Below are 14,386 nucleotides of genomic sequence, written 5' to 3'. Positions count from 1 at the left end.
GTTACGGCTTCAGTTGTTGCCTTCCGGCAGCGCCACGGAGATGTCGAGCACGTCGTGGTCGCCGTCCTTGATCAGGTCGACCTTGACCGCATCGACGTCGACGTTGACGTACTTCTTGATCACTTCCAGCAACTCGCGGCGCAGCAGCGGCAGGTAGTCGGGGGCGCCACGCGAACTGCGTTCCTGCGCGATGATGATCTGCAGGCGGTTCTTGGCGGTCTCGGCGGTGTTCTTCTTCGCCTTCAGGAAATCGAATAGGCCCATGATCAGCCTCCGAACAACTTGCTGAAGAAGCCCTTCTTCTCCAGGGTGGTGAAGCGCAACGGGCGGTCTTCGCCCAGCAGACGGGCGACGGTGTCGTCGTAGGCCTGGCCGGCCGGCGACTCCAGATCGAGGATGACCGGTTCGCCCTTGTTGGACGCATTCAGCACGTCGCCGGACTCGGGAATCACGCCGAGGGTCTTCAGGCCCAGCACGTCCTCCACGTCCTTGATGCTGAGCATCTCGCCGCCTTCGACGCGCGCGGGGTTGTAGCGGGTCAGCAGCAGGTTGGCCTTCAGCGGCTCGCCGTTCTCGGCGCGACGGGTCTTGGAATCCAGCAGGCCGAGGATGCGGTCGGAGTCGCGCACCGAGGACACTTCCGGATTGACCACCACGATCGCCTGGTCGGCGAAATACATCGCCAGGAACGCGCCTTTCTCGATGCCGGCGGGCGAGTCGCACACGACGAATTCGAAGCCGTCGTCGGACAGGTCCTTCAGCACCTTCTCCACGCCCTCCTTCGTCAGCGCGTCCTTGTCGCGCGTCTGCGACGCGGCGAGCACGTACAGCGTCTCGAAGCGCTTGTCCTTGATGAGGGCCTGCTTCAGCGTGGCCTCGCCCTGGGTGACGTTGACGAAGTCGTACACCACGCGGCGCTCGCAGCCCATGATGAGGTCAAGGTTGCGCAGGCCGACGTCGAAGTCGATGACCGCGACCTTCTTGCCGCGGCGGGCCAGCCCGCAGGCGATGCTGGCGCTGGTGGTGGTCTTGCCGACGCCGCCCTTGCCGGACGTGACTACGATGATTTCAGCCAACGGTGTTCTCCTTGGTCGTTCTTATGTTCGGGTGGTGGCGCGCTCAGTCCTGCGCGACGATCTTGAGTTGGTCCTGGTCCAGCCAGATCTGCACGGCCTTGCCGCGCAGTTCCTTGGGCACTTCCTCCATCACCTTGTAATGGCCCGCGACGGCGACCAGTTCGGCGTGGAATTCACGGCAGAAGATGCGGGCATCGGCATTGCCGCGCGCACCGGCGAGCGCGCGGCCACGCAGCGCGCCATAGATGTGGATGGAGCCGTCGGAGATGACTTCGGCGCCTGCACCGACGGTGCTGAGCACGGTCAGATCGCGATTCTCGGCGTACAACTGCTGGCCGGAGCGCACGGGGGTCTTCTGGACCAGTCCCGGCTTGTTGTCGGCCGCCTTGGCGGCGGGCGCCGGTTTCGCCGGCGCAGGCTCGACGGCGGCGGGGCGGGCCGCGGGTGCAGGGGCGGGCGCGGCGGGGGCAGAGGATTCGTACTGCGCGCGGAACTTGGCGAGCAAGGGTAGGCCCAGTTGCTCGGCCAGCACCTCGGTGTCGCGGGAGCCGTACGCCAGCGCCACCGGGAGAACGCCCGCAGCGCGCAGGCCGTCGATCAGCGACTGCGCCGTCGCCACGTCGGGCATGCGAGCCAAGCCGCCGAAATCGACGATGACGGCTGCACGGCCGAACAGCTTCGGTGCACGATCGACGCGCTCACGCATTTCGCGAACCAGTTGGTCGACGTCGAGGGTGCGGATGCGGAGGTTGGCGATGCCGACCTGGCCGATCTTCAGTTCGCCGGCCTGTTCGTAATCCATGTGGGTCCGGGTCACGCTCATGTTCCCGTCGGGCGCTGCGCGCCGGCTGCCGCCACGAGGCGGGTACGGGTCCAGGGTGTATCGGGCAGCGCGTCGCCGTAGGTGTCGCGCACCCACGGATAACTGCACAGTTCCTTCATCAGCATGCTGGCGCGGACGTTCGCCTCGGCCATCACGTGCTGACCGACTTCGCGGAAGCCGAAACTGCCGTGGAAGAGCAGGGCCGGATCGGCGCCATGGTCGAGGAAGACTTCGCACGCCAGCTGCGGGTAGCGCAGTTCGGCGAAGCTCTGGACATCGGCATAGAAGGCGCGGCCCACGCCGCCGCCACGGCGGCGACTCGCCACCACGATGCGGTCGATGTAGAAGAACTGCGGATAGCGCTCGCCGAACCAGGCGAAGTTGCTGCTGTCGTGTCCGGCGGCCGAGCCGAAGCCGACCAGGAAACCGGCGAGGTTGCCGTCGCGCTCGGCGACGCGGAAGTATTCGGCCGTCTCGTAGAAGCGGCGGACCTTGGCTGAATCCAGCGGGAGGATCGCCAGTCCGGCATTGTTGTTGAGGGCTAGGACGGAATCCAGCTCGTGCTCGCGCACGTCGCGGATGACGATCGACATTACCTGACTCCGTACGGGTCTTGCAGGGTGGCACACGGCCAAGCCTGGATTATCGCATGGTGGCGCCGAACCCGGCGAGGCAGTGGGTGAGCGGGGCATGAACCCGTCTGGTGCGTCCCTGCCGCGGCAGCATGACTTTAGTTGGGACATGGTCGCCGGGGATTCCGCCTACTATGCCCGGATGTTGGGACGACTCAGCCATACCCGCCTGCTGCGCGCCGCCGGGCTCTACACATGGGCCCTGGTGGGAATACCCATCATCCTGAATGTGTGGGTGCTGCCGCCGTCCAGCGGTACGGATGGGCAGGGCGTGAACCTGCCGTTGACCGCGTTGAGCTATTTCGCGTTCGGCGCGGTGTACTGGCTGGCGACGCGCGCCCTGGATGGACGCCGGGACAGCCTGCCGGTGGCCTGGAACGTGCCGCTGGCCATGGTGTTGACGGCAACGTCCATCGGCGTGGGTTTCTACACCCAGACCGGGTTGGGCGCTGTGCTGCTGCTGATCATGGCGGGCGTGCTGCCCTGGCTGCTGGAGCTGCGCTTCGCCGTGGCCTGGCTGCTGGCGGCGCACGTGCTGCTGGTGCCGTCGTTCATGGCACGCGACGACTTCAACTTCTGGGAAGCCTTGTTCCAGTCGATGTTCTACGTGGGCTTCGCCGCCTTCGTGCTCATCACCACCTATGTGGCGCGCCAGCAGGCCCAGGCCCGCGAAGAGCAGCGCCGCCTCAACGCGGAGCTGCGGGCCACCCGCGTCCTGCTGGCCGAGAGCGCCCGGGTCAACGAGCGCACGCGTATCTCCCGCGAACTGCATGACCTGCTGGGACACCACCTGACGGCGCTCAGCCTGAACCTGGAAGTCGCTGGCCACATGACCGAGGGGCGCGCCCAGGAGCACGTCCGCCAGGCCCACACCTTGGCCCGCCTGCTGCTGACGGACGTGCGCGAAGCCGTCAGCCAGTTGCGCGACAGTGGGGCGATCGACCTTGGCGCCGCGCTGGTGCCGCTGGCCGAGAAAGTGCCCTCGCTGGCCATCCACATGGACATCGAGGAGCCATTGACCCTCGAGGACCCGCATCGCGCCCATGTATTGCTGCGATGCACCCAGGAAATCATCACCAACGCGGTCCGCCATGCCGGCGCCCGCAACCTGTGGCTGCATTGCCGCAGGGACGGTGCCAGGATCCTGATCGACGCACGCGACGATGGTGCCGGCAGCCCGCATGTGGTGGCTGGCAACGGCCTGACTGGCATGCGTGAGCGCCTGGCCCAGTACGGCGGCGAGCTGCGCATCCAGACGCAACCGGGCCAGGGCTTCTGCCTGCACATCGCCTTGCCTGTCAGCGAAACCCCGCCGGCGCTTGCGCCTCTTCCCGTTTCCCCACCCGAACCCATACCCGAGCTCAGCTCCGGAGGAACCCCGTGATCCGTGTCTGCCTGGTCGACGATCAAACCCTGGTGCGCCAGGGTATCCGCTCCCTGCTGGCGCTTGACGACGGTATCGAGGTGATAGCCGAGGCGGCGGACGGCCGCCAGGCCGTGGACGTGGTCCCGCAAGTCAAGCCTGATGTGGTCCTGATGGACATGCGCATGCCGGTGATGTCGGGCCTGGAAGCCCTGCAAGCGCTGGCCAGGGCTGGCCAACTACCGCCGACCATCATCCTGACCACGTTCGACGACGACCAGCTCGTGCTCGCTGGTCTGAAGGCGGGCGCCAAGGGCTATCTGCTGAAGGACGTCTCCCTGGAGCAACTGGTCGGCGCGATCCGCACGGTGGCCGATGGTGGCTCCCTGGTCCAGCCCGCGGTCACTCAGCGCCTGCTGTCCGGCCTGGAACACATGCGCAACGAATTCGTGAGCCTGGATCGTCCGGATCCGCTGACGGATCGCGAGACCGAGATCCTGCGGCTGATGGCCAGCGGCTTCTCCAACAAGGAGATCGCCAATTCGCTGGGCGTGGCCGAGGGTACGATCAAGAACCATGTGTCCAACATCCTGTCCAAGTTGGGCGTGCGCGACCGCACCCGGGCCGTGCTGAAGGCCTTCGAATTGCAGTTGGTGTGACGGCGGCCCGGGTTCCCATCGGCAGCCCCCTGTAAGGAGCTCGAACACGGGCTCCATACGCCCCGGAATAGGGGCGCCAACCGGTGTCAGGTGGGCTGCCCGAAGCCCGGCAACCCTGCTAGGATGCGCGGTGCATTTTTTTCACGGCCGTGGCACCGGCCCCCGGAGACTTCCTGAATGACCCGTTTGATCGAGTTCGTGATTGCGTTGGCGCTGGTTCTGGCGCTGTTCCTGGTGATTGGCCTGGTTCTGCCGTCCTCGCGCGAGCTGCAGGAAAGCGTTGAAACCAACCGTCGCATGACCATCGTGTTCGATACGCTGAACAACGTGCGCCGACTGAAGGACTGGAATCCGCTGATCCCGAGCGCCGCCAACGAGCTGAGCTATTCCGGTGGCGAGAATGACGCTGGCGTTGGCGCCAAGGTCGACTTCAATTCCGCCAATGCCGCCTGGGGCCAGGGCAGCTGGGAAATCGTCGAGAGCGAGCGCCCTGCGCCGTCCGGCGGCCCCGGCAAGATCGTCTACGCGATCACCGACAAGCGCATGGGCACCGACAAGCGCAGCATCTTCTCGCTGGAGCCGTCGGGCAAGAACAACCGCAACGTTAAGATCACCCAGCAGTACGAAGTGAAGTACGGCTGGAACCTGATCGGCCGTTATGCGGGCATGTACGTCAGCCGCCACGTGGGCGACAGCGTGAAGGCTGGTCTGTCCAAGCTGACCAACATGCTGGCCACCGTGCCCAACTTCGACTACCGCACCGAAGGCAGTCCGTTGACCGATCTCAAGATCGTCGACGTGCCGGCCGAAGACCTGTTGGTCGTTAACGCCGGCAACATCGACCGCACCAACGACGCCATCAAGGCCTCGATCAAGTCCAACCAGGAGTGGATCAAGCGCGTGATGGAGGCCAACGGCCTGGTCGCCAACGGTCCGCTGCGCATCATCACCACCGATTTCGGCACCGAGAAGTACGCTTTTGACGTCGCGCAGCCGGTCCGCAAGGGCAGCGCCGCGCCGAAGCCCGAGGCGGCACCTGCGGCCGCCGGTGAACCTCCGGTGACCCCGCCGCCAGCCGCTCCGGTCGCTTCCACGGGCGAACTGAAGGTCACGATCCCGTCGGGTGCGCCGGTGACCTACGTGCACCTGGACGCGCGCAAGTCTGCCTTCGCCAGCTACACCGGCTACATGGCAGAGCTCGATAACCAGCGCAATGCACTGCGCGCCTGGGCGGTGACCGCGGGCCACGAAGTCGTTGACCGTCCGTACGAGTCGTGGAAGTCCGGCGTGGATGGTTCGTTCGAAGCCGGCGGCAAGTTCGACATCTACTGGGCCGTCAAGCACTAAGCCATCCTGGACCGCTGTCCCTGATGGTCAGCTCCATGCCAACGCGCCGCTTCATGCGGCGCGTTGCGTTTGTGGGGGCGGCGTTTCGCCGCGGCCCTTCCTCCACGGGGCAGGATGCCCGCCCGATGCCGGGACCCCCGAGCCGATGAACTACGATCGACGCCAACGCAAACCTTCGTTCCTCGCACTGAGTGGCGGCTTGCTCGCCGCGATCGCCGTGGGCTTGTCCGCGTATGCGTCGCATGGCATCGCGACGGCGGAAGCGCAGTCGCACGTGCAGACGGCTGCCCTGTTCGCCTTCGGGCATGGACTTGCGCTCGCGGCGTTGTCCCCCAGCACCACCCGCCGCATGGGCAAGCTGGCCCTCGGCCTGTTGTTGCTGGGCACACTGCTTTTCTCGGGCAGTCTGGTGGGCGGCGCGCTGGGCGGTCTCTCCACGCGGCTCGCGCCCGCCGGCGGCATCACGCTGATGCTGGGATGGGTGTTGTGGGCGGTGGACGCGGTGCGCCGCTGACGCCATGCCCCGACACGCGCGCGGCTTCGATACCGAGCAGGCCTGGGACCACCTGGCGCGACGCGATCGCAAGCTGGGCACCTGGATGAAGCGGATCGGCTATATCGAGCCGCAGCCGACGTGGCGTAAGCCGTTCGATCCCGTGGACGCGCTGGCGCGCGCCATCCTCTACCAGCAACTCAGCGGCAAGGCTGCCGGCACGATCGTCGGTCGCGTCGAGACCGCCATCGGCAGTACGCGTCTGCACTTCGACACGCTCGGTCGCATCGACGACGTCGCGCTGCGCGCCTGTGGCGTTTCCGGCAACAAGACACTCGCGCTGCGCGACCTGGCGGCACGCGAACAACGTGGCGAAATCCCCAACCTGCGGCAGATGTCGGTGATGAGCGAAGACGAGATCGTCGCCGCGCTGGTGCCGATCCGCGGCATCGGCCGCTGGACGGTGGAGATGATGCTGATGTTCCGCCTGGGCCGCCCCGACGTGCTGCCGATCGACGATCTCGGCGTGCGCAAGGGCGCGCAGTTCGTCGACAAGCAGGACGCGATGCCCACGCCGAAGGAACTGCTGGCGCGTGGCGAGAAGTGGGGTCCTTACCGCACGTATGCGGCCCAGTACTTGTGGCGGATCGCCGATTTCGGCACAGAGGCGAAGACGGCGACGAAGCGTTCGCAGGATTGAGCGGTCTCAGCCGCCGCCGGTATCCGTGGCCTTCGGGGCGAACAGAGGGTCCTCGCTGAGGGAACGTTTCGGTGCCGGGGGATTGCGCTTCCACTCGCGAAGGAAGCGGTGGTAGCGGAATGTCGCCGTCATCGCGCGGAAGTAGAAGATCGCAAACAGCAGACCCAGTACCACGCCGGACGGCATTCCGGTGTTCATCATGATCAGCACCTTCGATAGCACGAAGTACGCGAGCATGATCGTGGCAGCCGTCCGGCTGCGCTTGTAGATGCCGAAGGCGAGGCCGGCGATCAGGGCGACGTCGACCAAGTTCCAGGCCGCATCGGGGTTTCCGGCCGAATCACCCGAGAGCGCGATCAGGGTGGCGATCAGTGTCATGACGCAAGAGACACAGGCCGCCACCCATCCATGTTTGATGGGGCGCGAAATTTCCTCCGGGACGTCACGCTCCAACGGCAGGCGCGTCTCGGCGATGACGGCCGCTGGACTCTCGTAGGGATTGGATGCGGTCATGTATTCCTTCCAGGCCATGGGAGGGGCATATCACGCAGGCCCGCGCCGGCGTGGCCGGCGACGAAGCGATGTCGAGGGTCCCCGTGCGGAGCGTGTCCATTGCGCCACGCTTCGTCAAGCGGCGTTGGATCCCACGAAGTACCAATGCCACGGCTCGTACACGATGCCGTGGGGGTTGTCGCGCGGGTAGCTCATGACGAAGCCGAAGTCGGTGGCGCGCCCGGTAAGCCAGGCGAAGGCGGGCGTGCCTTCGAACGACGCCTCGGCCGGCGGTTCATCCGGCGCGCCGATGTCGAGCGCGCGGCCGCTGTGGTGTTCGCTGTAGCCGGGTGCGGCGTTGACGGTCAGGATCTCGTCGACAGTCTGTCCACGGGCGCGTTTGCGCTCGAAGATGCCGAGTTGGTAATCGTGGCTGCGATAGCCGGAAATGGCCTCCAGCACGATGCCGTCGCGTGCCGCGGCAGCGCGTAGCGCCTGCCATGCGCGTGCGGCTCCGCGCGTGAGCCAGAGCGGCCGGCGATAGCGGTCCCGGCCGGCGAACGCGAGGGCCGCCGGCTCGGCCACGAGTGCCAGGCCGGTACGGTCGGCGTACGCATCCTCATCCAGGCCCAGTGCATGCAGGCGTTCCTGCAACGCATGCAGGGGCAGCAGGCCCTGGGCATCTGCGTCGAAGCCGCGCGTTGCGCTCTCGAAATTTTCCAGTGCATCCCACGCTTCATCCAGGCCGGGTTCGCGGGGCAGGCCCGGCACAAGTGGATGCACGCCACGTACGGACACTGCGGCGAGATAGCGACCGTCGTGCTTGCGACGCAATACCGCGTGCGCGAGCGCCAGGATGCGGGCGTCCGCATTGCTGCGCACGCGCAACAGGTCCGCTGGCCACAGTTCGATCTGCGACGTGTTGAGCAGGGTAGACGTCAGTGGCTGGGAGGGCAGGCGGCGCATGCCCGCAGCTTAGCGACGCGGCGCGGGCGTTGCCAGTTCGCGTAGCCGGGCGAGGAGGTCGGCGGGACGTTCCGGACTCAGCAGCACCAGGCCGCCATCGCGCAGCGGCAGTGTCAGTACACGGGTGCGATCGGTCACCAGGCAGAACGCCTTGCCCAGGTTGCGCAGGCGGAAGTGTCCCGCCTTGAAACCGGGCAGGCTGAAACCGTTCGTCTTCAGCATCGGCGTGAGCTCGGTATGTTCTTCCAGGCTCAGTACACGGGCCTTGTCCAGGTCGATGGCTTCGACGGCGAGCTTCTTCGTGTAGAACGTCGCCTTCACCTGCAACTGGCGGTTGTCCAGCACGATCGCGCGTCGCCGCAGCGCGAATGCCAGCACCACGCCCACCAGCAGGACGAAGGGCACCGTCAGCCAGGCCGCGAGCGGCGGCGTTTTCGATTCCATCGTCAGCGCGGCGATGCATGCGACACTCGCGAGCAGCATCGGCAGCCACAGCCACCAACCGGTATGGCCAGACAGCGGGGCGACGGGAAAGTCCTGCGGGTGCTGCATGCGGCGACTCCGTGCGGGTGGGACGTCAGGCGAGCTTCTTGAAGAACAGACGCACCGAGACTTCGTGCTCGATGAAGAGGGTGCTGACCAGCTCCCAGCCCTGCGCGCTCATCTTGTCCATCTCCTGCTGGATGCGGTCGGTGAGCTTGCCCGCAAACATCTTGTACGGGACTTCGACGACCTTGTGGCTCCAACGGTGGTTCATGGCGATTCCTTCTTGCTGTCTTCCGGATTGGAGCCGGCCTTCGGGAGCCGGCCCGCCTTGCGCAACGCGTCGCGCAGCACGTATTCGATCTGGGCATTCAGCGAACGCAGTTCGTCGTCGGCCCAGCGTTGCGCGGCGGTCAGCACGTCGGCGCTGATGCGCAGCGGGTAGGCCTTCTTGTCCTGCTTCTCGCTCACCGGGGCGTCCCGTTGCGGCGGAGCTGCAGCACCATCGAGACGATCAGTGCATTGACCACCACCACCATCGCGATGACGGCGCCCGTGGCCAGGCGGTCGTCGTCACCCGCCCAGTACAAGCCGACGGCGCCGGCCTGGATGGCCAGGCCGATCAGCACCCAGTGCAGGGCCATGCCGCGCGAACGCGGGTCGCGTGCCCGGCTTACCCACGCGCCGATGAAGAGCGCAGGCAGGCCGGAGAGCGCGACGATGAGCGGTGCGAGCGCGTGCATGCGGAGCGGCCGGTCAGTAGATCGAGCCGGTGTTGACGATCGGCTGCGTGCCGCGCTCGCCGCACAGCACCACCAGCAGGTTGCTGACCATCTGCGCCTTGCGCTCTTCGTCCAGCTTCACCACATCGTTCTTTTGCAGCTCGGCGAGCGCCATCTCCACCATGCCCACCGCGCCGGCGACGATCCGCGTGCGGGCCGCGATCACCGCGTTGGCCTGTTGCCGCTGCAGCATGGCCTGGGCGATTTCCGGTGCGTAGGCGAGGTGGCTGATGCGCGCTTCGATCACGTCCACGCCGGCCTTGCCCAGGCGTTCGGCGATCTGGTCCTGCAGGTGCTGCGAGATCTCTTGCGGATGGCTGCGCAACGCGATCTGGCCTTCCTCGTGCTGGTCGTAGGGATAGCTGGACGCCATCGCACGCAGCGCGGCTTCGGACTGGATGTGCACGAAGCTCTCGTAGTCGTCCACGTTGAAGACGGCCTCGGCGGAGTCCACCACCTGCCACACGATCACCGCCGCGATCTCGATCGGGCTGCCATCCAGCTCATTGACCTTCAGGCGGCTGCTTTCGAAATTGCGGATGCGCAGCGACACCTTGCGCTTGCTGAAGAAGGGATTGTTCCAGCGCAGACCGTTGTCCTTCACCGTGCCGACATACTTGCCGAAGAGGCTGAGCACGGCGGACTGGTTGGGCTCCAGCTTGTACAGGCCGGCCATCAGGAACATCAGCGCGAAGCCGAGCACGGCGGCCACGACCATGTAGGCGGGCTGTTTGTCCGCAGCGCCGACGATGAACAAGGCGATCACCCCCAGGCCCAGCACCAGCAGACCGAGGAGGGTCGGGATTCCGGGCAGCGACGACTTGGCGTTCTCTTTCATGGTCTTGGTCTCAGGACGGGATCACAGCAGCGACAGGCCGGCACCGAGCGCGAGCAGGGCGACGGAGAGAATGAGCAGGGCGGGGATGACCTTGTGCGCCTGGGAGGGCCAGCGGCGCTGGATCTGATGGATCACATGGAGCATGGTCGGTCCCCGGCTGGTTGTTGGATCAGAAGATATCAATTTGATATCAAATGTCAACGGCTCGCCCCCGCCGTCCGTCGGGGCGACCGGTACACTGGCGCCCCCTTTTCCGGAACGATCCCATGACCACCCTCGGCACCCCGCTGTCCCCCCATGCGACCCGCGTCCTGCTGCTGGGGTCGGGCGAGTTGGGCAAGGAGGTGGCGATCGAGCTACAGCGGCTGGGCGTGGAAGTGATCGCCGCCGACCGCTACGCCGACGCGCCGGCCATGCAGGTGGCCCATCGCTCGCATGTGCTGGACATGCTCGATCCGGCGGCGATCCGCGCCCTGATCGCGCAGGAGCAGCCGCACCTGGTCGTGCCGGAGATCGAGGCGATCCATACCGAGACGCTGGTGGCGCTGGAAGCGGAAGGCGCAGCGCGGGTCATCCCGACCGCGCGCGCCGCACGCCTGACGATGGACCGCGAAGGCATCCGCCGGCTCGCCGCTGAAACGCTCGGCTTGCCCACGTCGCCGTATCGCTTCGTCGACACGGTCGAGGAGTACCGCGAGGCCGTGCGCGAGATCGGCCTGCCTTGCGTGGTGAAGCCGGTGATGTCCTCGTCCGGCAAGGGCCAGAGCACGTTGCGCAGTGATAGCGACATCGATCCCGCATGGGACTACGCGCAGACCGGTGGCCGTGCCGGCGCCGGCCGCTGCATCGTCGAAGGCTTTATCGATTTCGAATACGAGATCACCCTGCTGACCGTGCGCCACGCCGACGGTACCGCGTTCTGCGCGCCGATCGGGCATTGGCAGAAGGACGGCGACTACCGCGAGAGCTGGCAGCCGCAACCGATGTCGCCGCGCGCGCTGGAACGCGCGCAGCAGATCGCGAAGGCGGTGACCGACGACCTGGGCGGGTGGGGCCTGTTCGGCGTGGAGCTGTTCGTGAAGGGCGACGAGGTGTGGTTCAGCGAAGTCTCGCCGCGCCCGCACGACACCGGCTTGGTTACGTTGGCGTCGCAGGAACTTTCGGAGTTCGCGCTGCACGCACGCGCCATCCTCGGCCTACCGATCCCGGTGATCCGCCAGAGCGGCCCGTCCGCGTCGTGCGCGATGCTGGCGCACGGCCACGGCGTGCCGGTGTTCGGCAACGTGGAAGGCGCGCTGGAAGAACCCGACACCGCGCTGCGCCTGTTCGGCAAGCCGCGCGTCGAAGGCCACCGCCGCGTGGGCGTGACGCTGGCGCGAGGCGAGGACGTCGATGTCGCGCGCTCGAAGGCCCGCGCCGCGGCCGCGGCCATCACCATTGAACTGAAGTGAGGCGCACGCGATGAACGGCCATGGTGGTTACGCGGTGTTCTTCTTCCCGCAGGCGCTCGAGGCACTGGGCGAAGCGATCAAGCCCTACCTCACCAACCAGCCTGAAGGGCCGCACATCTTCTGCAAGGAGATCGATACCGGTGGCGCCTTCACCGAGATGACGCTGGTAGGCAAGGACGCCGAAGGCCACGACGTGCAGGTGGAACTGATGGTGCCCGGCAGCATGATCCGGATGATCGTCTCTGCGCAGAGCGAATCGCTGTTCGGCTTCGGGCCGCGGGTGTCCACGCCACCCGGGACCTCAGCACCGCCTACGGCGTGAGGTCCACCCAAACGAGATGATGGTCGCTGCCATCGGCGATGGCGGCGTCCGGATCGGCTTTCTTCGGCCAGTACACGCCGCTGCCGACCAAGGCGAAGCCGGTCGAGGGCAGCACGTAATCCAGGCGCATGGCGCCCGCGCGCGGACCGAAATCGCCGGTCACATGCGCCGGCGCGCCGCGACGCTGCAAGCCTTTCGCCGCGTATGCCAATGCGGTTTCCTCGCCGCCTTCGCTGCGTGGCGTGGCCATCCGCATCACGCGCGGGTGTTCCAGCAGCTCCAGGATGGCGTCGTGGTGGCCATCGCCATCCACCGGGTCGTTGTTGAGATCGCCCGCGATGACGAAGCGCGCATCCGCGGCGAGACCGCCGCAGCGGCCCTGGTCGTCGCACAGCCAGGGCTTGTCGCCGGCCGAAAGGTATTCGCGCCAGAGCCGAAGCTCGTCGGCGTTGCGATGCCCGTTGCGGTCCTCCGGTCCGTCGAAGACCGGCGGCGTGGGATGCGAGACCAGGAAATGCACCGTGCCCTGCGGCATGCGCACCGGTACGTCCCAGTGCGATTTCGACGACAGGCGCAGCTGCGCCCAGGTCGCATCCGGATAGAAACCATGGCCCTTGGCCGGATCGACGGGATTGGTCGCGCCCGGCAGCGTGCTCCAGCGCAGCAACTGGAACGTGCGCACCTGGGCTTCATCGATCGGATACTTCGACAACACCAACATGCCGTACTGGCCGGGATGCAGGCCGTAGCCCCACGCATCGTTGCCGCGGTCGCGGCCGGTACCGCCGATGGTGCCGTTGCCGTCCAGGTCCAGCCCGCTCGGCACGCCGGTGTTCACCGGTGCCAGGTAGCGGTACGGATAGCGCAGGGGCTCGCCACCCGCAGGCTGTGCGACCTCGAGATAGCGCTGCTGGAATAGATCGGCGGCGCGGTGCGCTTCGTCGAAATCGAACTCGTTGAGCAGCACCAGGTCCGGCCGGACCTTCTGCAGCACGGAGGCGATCTTGCGCGCATGCGCACTGTCGCCCTCGAGCTGACGGATCACGCCACCCGCATCATCGGAGTACAGCGAGGTGTTGTAGGTGGCCACGCGCAACGAAGCGGTTTCCGGCGTGGCGCCGTCGTGGTGCGGCGCGGCGCTGCAGGCGGCCAGGGCGAGGATCATCGGAAGCAGGAGGGCAGGGGTTCGCATGCCGCCATGATGCCACGCACGGATGACACCCTCGTGCCAGCGGCGCTCACTCGGCGCGGCGCCACTGGCGACCGTCGAAGTGCTCCAGCGGTTGGAAACGGCGCTTGTAGTCCATCTTCCGATGGCCGTCGATCCAGTAGCCGAGATAGAGATGCGAATAGCCATCGCGCTGCGCCCACTCGATCTGCCTGAGGATGGCGAGCGTTCCGAGGCTGCGCGCTTCCAGTTCCGGCTCGTAGAAGGTGTAGACGGCCGAGAGCGCGCCGGGGATCACGTCGGTGACCGCCACCGCGAGCAACTGGCCGTCCTCGCGCAGTTCGACGAAGCGCCCGCGCGACCAGCTGCCGACGAGGAACTGGTCGAACTCCGTCGCGCCATGGTTGTCCATGCCGCCGAGCGGATGCCGGGCCGCCAGATAACGCCGGTAGAGTGCCAGGTGCTCCTCGCCGCGCAGGGCGGCGACGATGCGCGTCTCGACGCGCGCGTTGCGGGCGGCGCAGCGGCGCTGGCTGCGGTCGGGCGCGAAGTCTGCCACCGGGAGGCGCACCGCGACGCAGGCGCGGCACTGGCGGCAATGCGGGCGGTAGACGATGTCGCCGGAACGACGGAAGCCCCACGACAACGCATCCGGATACAGCTGTGGAAGGCGCGGGTCGCGCGGGTCCAGCACTAGGTCGCGCGCCACGCGGTCGGGCCAGTAGCCGCACGGATGTTCGCCGGTGTGGAACAGCCGCAGGTCGTCGATGGGGTGGCCGTTCTCGCCCATC

Annotated in this window: 21 protein-coding genes; 7 read left to right on the top strand and 14 right to left on the bottom strand. The window is 66.8% G+C overall.

Annotated elements, in window-relative coordinates:
• Window positions 1-9 precede the first annotated feature (9 nt).
• From minE to BM365_RS04465, 4 genes are read right to left on the bottom strand one after another with little or no spacing between them, the layout of a single operon-like run.
• Window positions 10-264, bottom strand: a complete 255-nt coding sequence (gene minE, locus BM365_RS04480) for a cell division topological specificity factor MinE (protein WP_093486953.1) — start codon at window positions 262-264, stop codon at window positions 10-12.
• Between the two features lie 2 nt (window positions 265-266).
• Window positions 267-1,076: a septum site-determining protein MinD gene (minD, locus tag BM365_RS04475; protein WP_093296826.1), complete on the bottom strand. Its 810-nt coding sequence runs from the start codon at window positions 1,074-1,076 to the stop codon at window positions 267-269.
• A gap of 43 nt (window positions 1,077-1,119) precedes the next feature.
• Window positions 1,120-1,893 carry a septum site-determining protein MinC gene (minC, locus tag BM365_RS04470; RefSeq protein WP_175502075.1) on the bottom strand — a complete coding sequence of 258 codons (774 nt, stop codon included), beginning with the start codon at window positions 1,891-1,893 and terminating at the stop codon, window positions 1,120-1,122.
• A gap of 2 nt (window positions 1,894-1,895) precedes the next feature.
• On the bottom strand, window positions 1,896-2,492 hold the full coding sequence (locus BM365_RS04465; protein WP_093486948.1) for a GNAT family N-acetyltransferase: 597 nt from the start codon (window positions 2,490-2,492) through the stop codon (window positions 1,896-1,898).
• A gap of 181 nt (window positions 2,493-2,673) precedes the next feature.
• On the opposite strand from BM365_RS04465, the gene BM365_RS04460 reads away from it, so the two are divergent.
• The 5 genes from BM365_RS04460 to BM365_RS04440 all read left to right on the top strand — a co-directional run bounded on the left by BM365_RS04460 (window position 2,674) and on the right by BM365_RS04440 (window position 7,093).
• The gene (locus BM365_RS04460) at window positions 2,674-3,915 is read left to right on the top strand and encodes a sensor histidine kinase (RefSeq protein ID WP_093489489.1); all 1,242 of its coding nucleotides are present in this window, start codon (window positions 2,674-2,676) and stop codon (window positions 3,913-3,915) included.
• Window positions 3,912-4,553 carry a response regulator gene (locus BM365_RS04455; RefSeq protein WP_093486945.1) on the top strand — a complete coding sequence of 214 codons (642 nt, stop codon included), beginning with the start codon at window positions 3,912-3,914 and terminating at the stop codon, window positions 4,551-4,553. The genes BM365_RS04460 and BM365_RS04455 overlap by 4 nt, the downstream gene beginning before the upstream one ends.
• Before the next feature lie 177 nt (window positions 4,554-4,730).
• The gene (locus BM365_RS04450) at window positions 4,731-5,900 is read left to right on the top strand and encodes a polyketide cyclase (RefSeq protein ID WP_093486943.1); all 1,170 of its coding nucleotides are present in this window, start codon (window positions 4,731-4,733) and stop codon (window positions 5,898-5,900) included.
• Between the two features lie 145 nt (window positions 5,901-6,045).
• Complete coding sequence (locus BM365_RS04445; RefSeq protein ID WP_093486941.1) at window positions 6,046-6,414, top strand: DUF423 domain-containing protein; 369 nt, start codon at window positions 6,046-6,048, stop codon at window positions 6,412-6,414.
• Between the two features lie 4 nt (window positions 6,415-6,418).
• Window positions 6,419-7,093, top strand: a complete 675-nt coding sequence (locus BM365_RS04440; protein WP_093486939.1) for a DNA-3-methyladenine glycosylase family protein — start codon at window positions 6,419-6,421, stop codon at window positions 7,091-7,093.
• Window positions 7,094-7,099: 6 nt separating this feature from the next.
• Here the strand turns inward: BM365_RS04440 and BM365_RS04435 are convergent, their stop codons facing one another.
• The 8 genes from BM365_RS04435 to BM365_RS18240 all read right to left on the bottom strand — a co-directional run bounded on the left by BM365_RS04435 (window position 7,100) and on the right by BM365_RS18240 (window position 10,798).
• Window positions 7,100-7,606, bottom strand: coding sequence for a hypothetical protein (locus tag BM365_RS04435; protein ID WP_139227319.1), 507 nt, complete (start codon window positions 7,604-7,606; stop codon window positions 7,100-7,102).
• Between the two features lie 114 nt (window positions 7,607-7,720).
• Window positions 7,721-8,551, bottom strand: a complete 831-nt coding sequence (locus BM365_RS04430; protein ID WP_093486935.1) for a M15 family metallopeptidase — start codon at window positions 8,549-8,551, stop codon at window positions 7,721-7,723.
• 9 nt (window positions 8,552-8,560) lie between these two features.
• Complete coding sequence (locus BM365_RS04425; protein ID WP_093486933.1) at window positions 8,561-9,103, bottom strand: PH domain-containing protein; 543 nt, start codon at window positions 9,101-9,103, stop codon at window positions 8,561-8,563.
• A gap of 25 nt (window positions 9,104-9,128) precedes the next feature.
• Window positions 9,129-9,308, bottom strand: a complete 180-nt coding sequence (locus BM365_RS04420; RefSeq protein WP_093486931.1) for a DUF4177 domain-containing protein — start codon at window positions 9,306-9,308, stop codon at window positions 9,129-9,131.
• On the bottom strand, window positions 9,305-9,505 hold the full coding sequence (locus tag BM365_RS04415; RefSeq protein WP_093486929.1) for a type II toxin-antitoxin system antitoxin: 201 nt from the start codon (window positions 9,503-9,505) through the stop codon (window positions 9,305-9,307). Before BM365_RS04415 ends, BM365_RS04420 begins: the two co-directional genes overlap by 4 nt.
• The gene (locus tag BM365_RS04410; RefSeq protein ID WP_093486927.1) at window positions 9,502-9,777 is read right to left on the bottom strand and encodes a hypothetical protein; all 276 of its coding nucleotides are present in this window, start codon (window positions 9,775-9,777) and stop codon (window positions 9,502-9,504) included. Before BM365_RS04410 ends, BM365_RS04415 begins: the two co-directional genes overlap by 4 nt.
• Window positions 9,778-9,790: 13 nt before the next feature.
• Window positions 9,791-10,654 (bottom strand): SPFH domain-containing protein, encoded by an 864-nt coding sequence (locus BM365_RS04405; RefSeq protein ID WP_093486925.1) that lies wholly within the window; start codon window positions 10,652-10,654, stop codon window positions 9,791-9,793.
• A gap of 21 nt (window positions 10,655-10,675) precedes the next feature.
• Window positions 10,676-10,798 carry a hypothetical protein gene (locus BM365_RS18240; protein ID WP_255357666.1) on the bottom strand — a complete coding sequence of 41 codons (123 nt, stop codon included), beginning with the start codon at window positions 10,796-10,798 and terminating at the stop codon, window positions 10,676-10,678.
• A gap of 122 nt (window positions 10,799-10,920) precedes the next feature.
• Between BM365_RS18240 and purT the strand changes: the two genes are divergently transcribed.
• Together purT and BM365_RS04395 are read left to right on the top strand one after the other, a co-directional pair.
• The gene (gene purT / locus BM365_RS04400; protein WP_093486923.1) at window positions 10,921-12,105 is read left to right on the top strand and encodes a formate-dependent phosphoribosylglycinamide formyltransferase; all 1,185 of its coding nucleotides are present in this window, start codon (window positions 10,921-10,923) and stop codon (window positions 12,103-12,105) included.
• Between the two features lie 10 nt (window positions 12,106-12,115).
• Entirely contained in the window at window positions 12,116-12,427 is a 312-nt protein-coding gene (locus BM365_RS04395) for a hypothetical protein (RefSeq protein WP_093486921.1), read from the top strand.
• Here BM365_RS04395 and BM365_RS04390 read toward each other — a convergent pair.
• On the bottom strand, window positions 12,417-13,592 hold the full coding sequence (locus BM365_RS04390) for an endonuclease/exonuclease/phosphatase family protein (RefSeq protein WP_233210855.1): 1,176 nt from the start codon (window positions 13,590-13,592) through the stop codon (window positions 12,417-12,419). The two genes, BM365_RS04395 and BM365_RS04390, sit on opposite strands and share 11 nt — an antisense overlap.
• A gap of 73 nt (window positions 13,593-13,665) precedes the next feature.
• Entirely contained in the window at window positions 13,666-14,385 is a 720-nt protein-coding gene (locus tag BM365_RS04385; protein ID WP_093486917.1) for an arginyltransferase, read from the bottom strand.
• Window position 14,386 lies beyond the last annotated feature (1 nt).

This window comes from Pseudoxanthomonas sp. YR558, assembly GCF_900116385.1.
In the GTDB taxonomy this organism is placed as follows: Bacteria; Pseudomonadota; Gammaproteobacteria; order Xanthomonadales; family Xanthomonadaceae; genus Pseudoxanthomonas_A.
Note: the sequence above shows the minus strand (reverse complement) of the source record. Positions and strands in the feature narration are given on the sequence as shown.

Excerpts from the sequence above, each read along its gene's own strand:
- minE (WP_093486953.1), bottom strand. The coding sequence starts at position 264 with ATGGGCCTATTCGATTTCCTGAAGGCGAAGAAGAACACCGCCGAGACC.
- BM365_RS04465 (WP_093486948.1), bottom strand. The coding sequence starts at position 2,492 with ATGTCGATCGTCATCCGCGACGTGCGCGAGCACGAGCTGGATTCCGTC.
- BM365_RS04460 (WP_093489489.1), top strand. The coding sequence starts at position 2,674 with ATGTTGGGACGACTCAGCCATACCCGCCTGCTGCGCGCCGCCGGGCTC.
- BM365_RS04450 (WP_093486943.1), top strand. The coding sequence starts at position 4,731 with ATGACCCGTTTGATCGAGTTCGTGATTGCGTTGGCGCTGGTTCTGGCG.
- BM365_RS04445 (WP_093486941.1), top strand. The coding sequence starts at position 6,046 with ATGAACTACGATCGACGCCAACGCAAACCTTCGTTCCTCGCACTGAGT.
- BM365_RS04440 (WP_093486939.1), top strand. The coding sequence starts at position 6,419 with ATGCCCCGACACGCGCGCGGCTTCGATACCGAGCAGGCCTGGGACCAC.
- BM365_RS04435 (WP_139227319.1), bottom strand. The coding sequence starts at position 7,606 with ATGACCGCATCCAATCCCTACGAGAGTCCAGCGGCCGTCATCGCCGAG.
- BM365_RS04430 (WP_093486935.1), bottom strand. The coding sequence starts at position 8,551 with ATGCGCCGCCTGCCCTCCCAGCCACTGACGTCTACCCTGCTCAACACG.
- BM365_RS04425 (WP_093486933.1), bottom strand. The coding sequence starts at position 9,103 with ATGCAGCACCCGCAGGACTTTCCCGTCGCCCCGCTGTCTGGCCATACC.
- BM365_RS04420 (WP_093486931.1), bottom strand. The coding sequence starts at position 9,308 with ATGAACCACCGTTGGAGCCACAAGGTCGTCGAAGTCCCGTACAAGATG.
- BM365_RS04410 (WP_093486927.1), bottom strand. The coding sequence starts at position 9,777 with ATGCACGCGCTCGCACCGCTCATCGTCGCGCTCTCCGGCCTGCCTGCG.
- BM365_RS04405 (WP_093486925.1), bottom strand. The coding sequence starts at position 10,654 with ATGAAAGAGAACGCCAAGTCGTCGCTGCCCGGAATCCCGACCCTCCTC.
- BM365_RS18240 (WP_255357666.1), bottom strand. The coding sequence starts at position 10,798 with ATGCTCCATGTGATCCATCAGATCCAGCGCCGCTGGCCCTCCCAGGCG.
- purT (WP_093486923.1), top strand. The coding sequence starts at position 10,921 with ATGACCACCCTCGGCACCCCGCTGTCCCCCCATGCGACCCGCGTCCTG.
- BM365_RS04395 (WP_093486921.1), top strand. The coding sequence starts at position 12,116 with ATGAACGGCCATGGTGGTTACGCGGTGTTCTTCTTCCCGCAGGCGCTC.
- BM365_RS04390 (WP_233210855.1), bottom strand. The coding sequence starts at position 13,592 with ATGATCCTCGCCCTGGCCGCCTGCAGCGCCGCGCCGCACCACGACGGC.
- BM365_RS04385 (WP_093486917.1), bottom strand. The coding sequence starts at position 14,385 with ATGGGCGAGAACGGCCACCCCATCGACGACCTGCGGCTGTTCCACACC.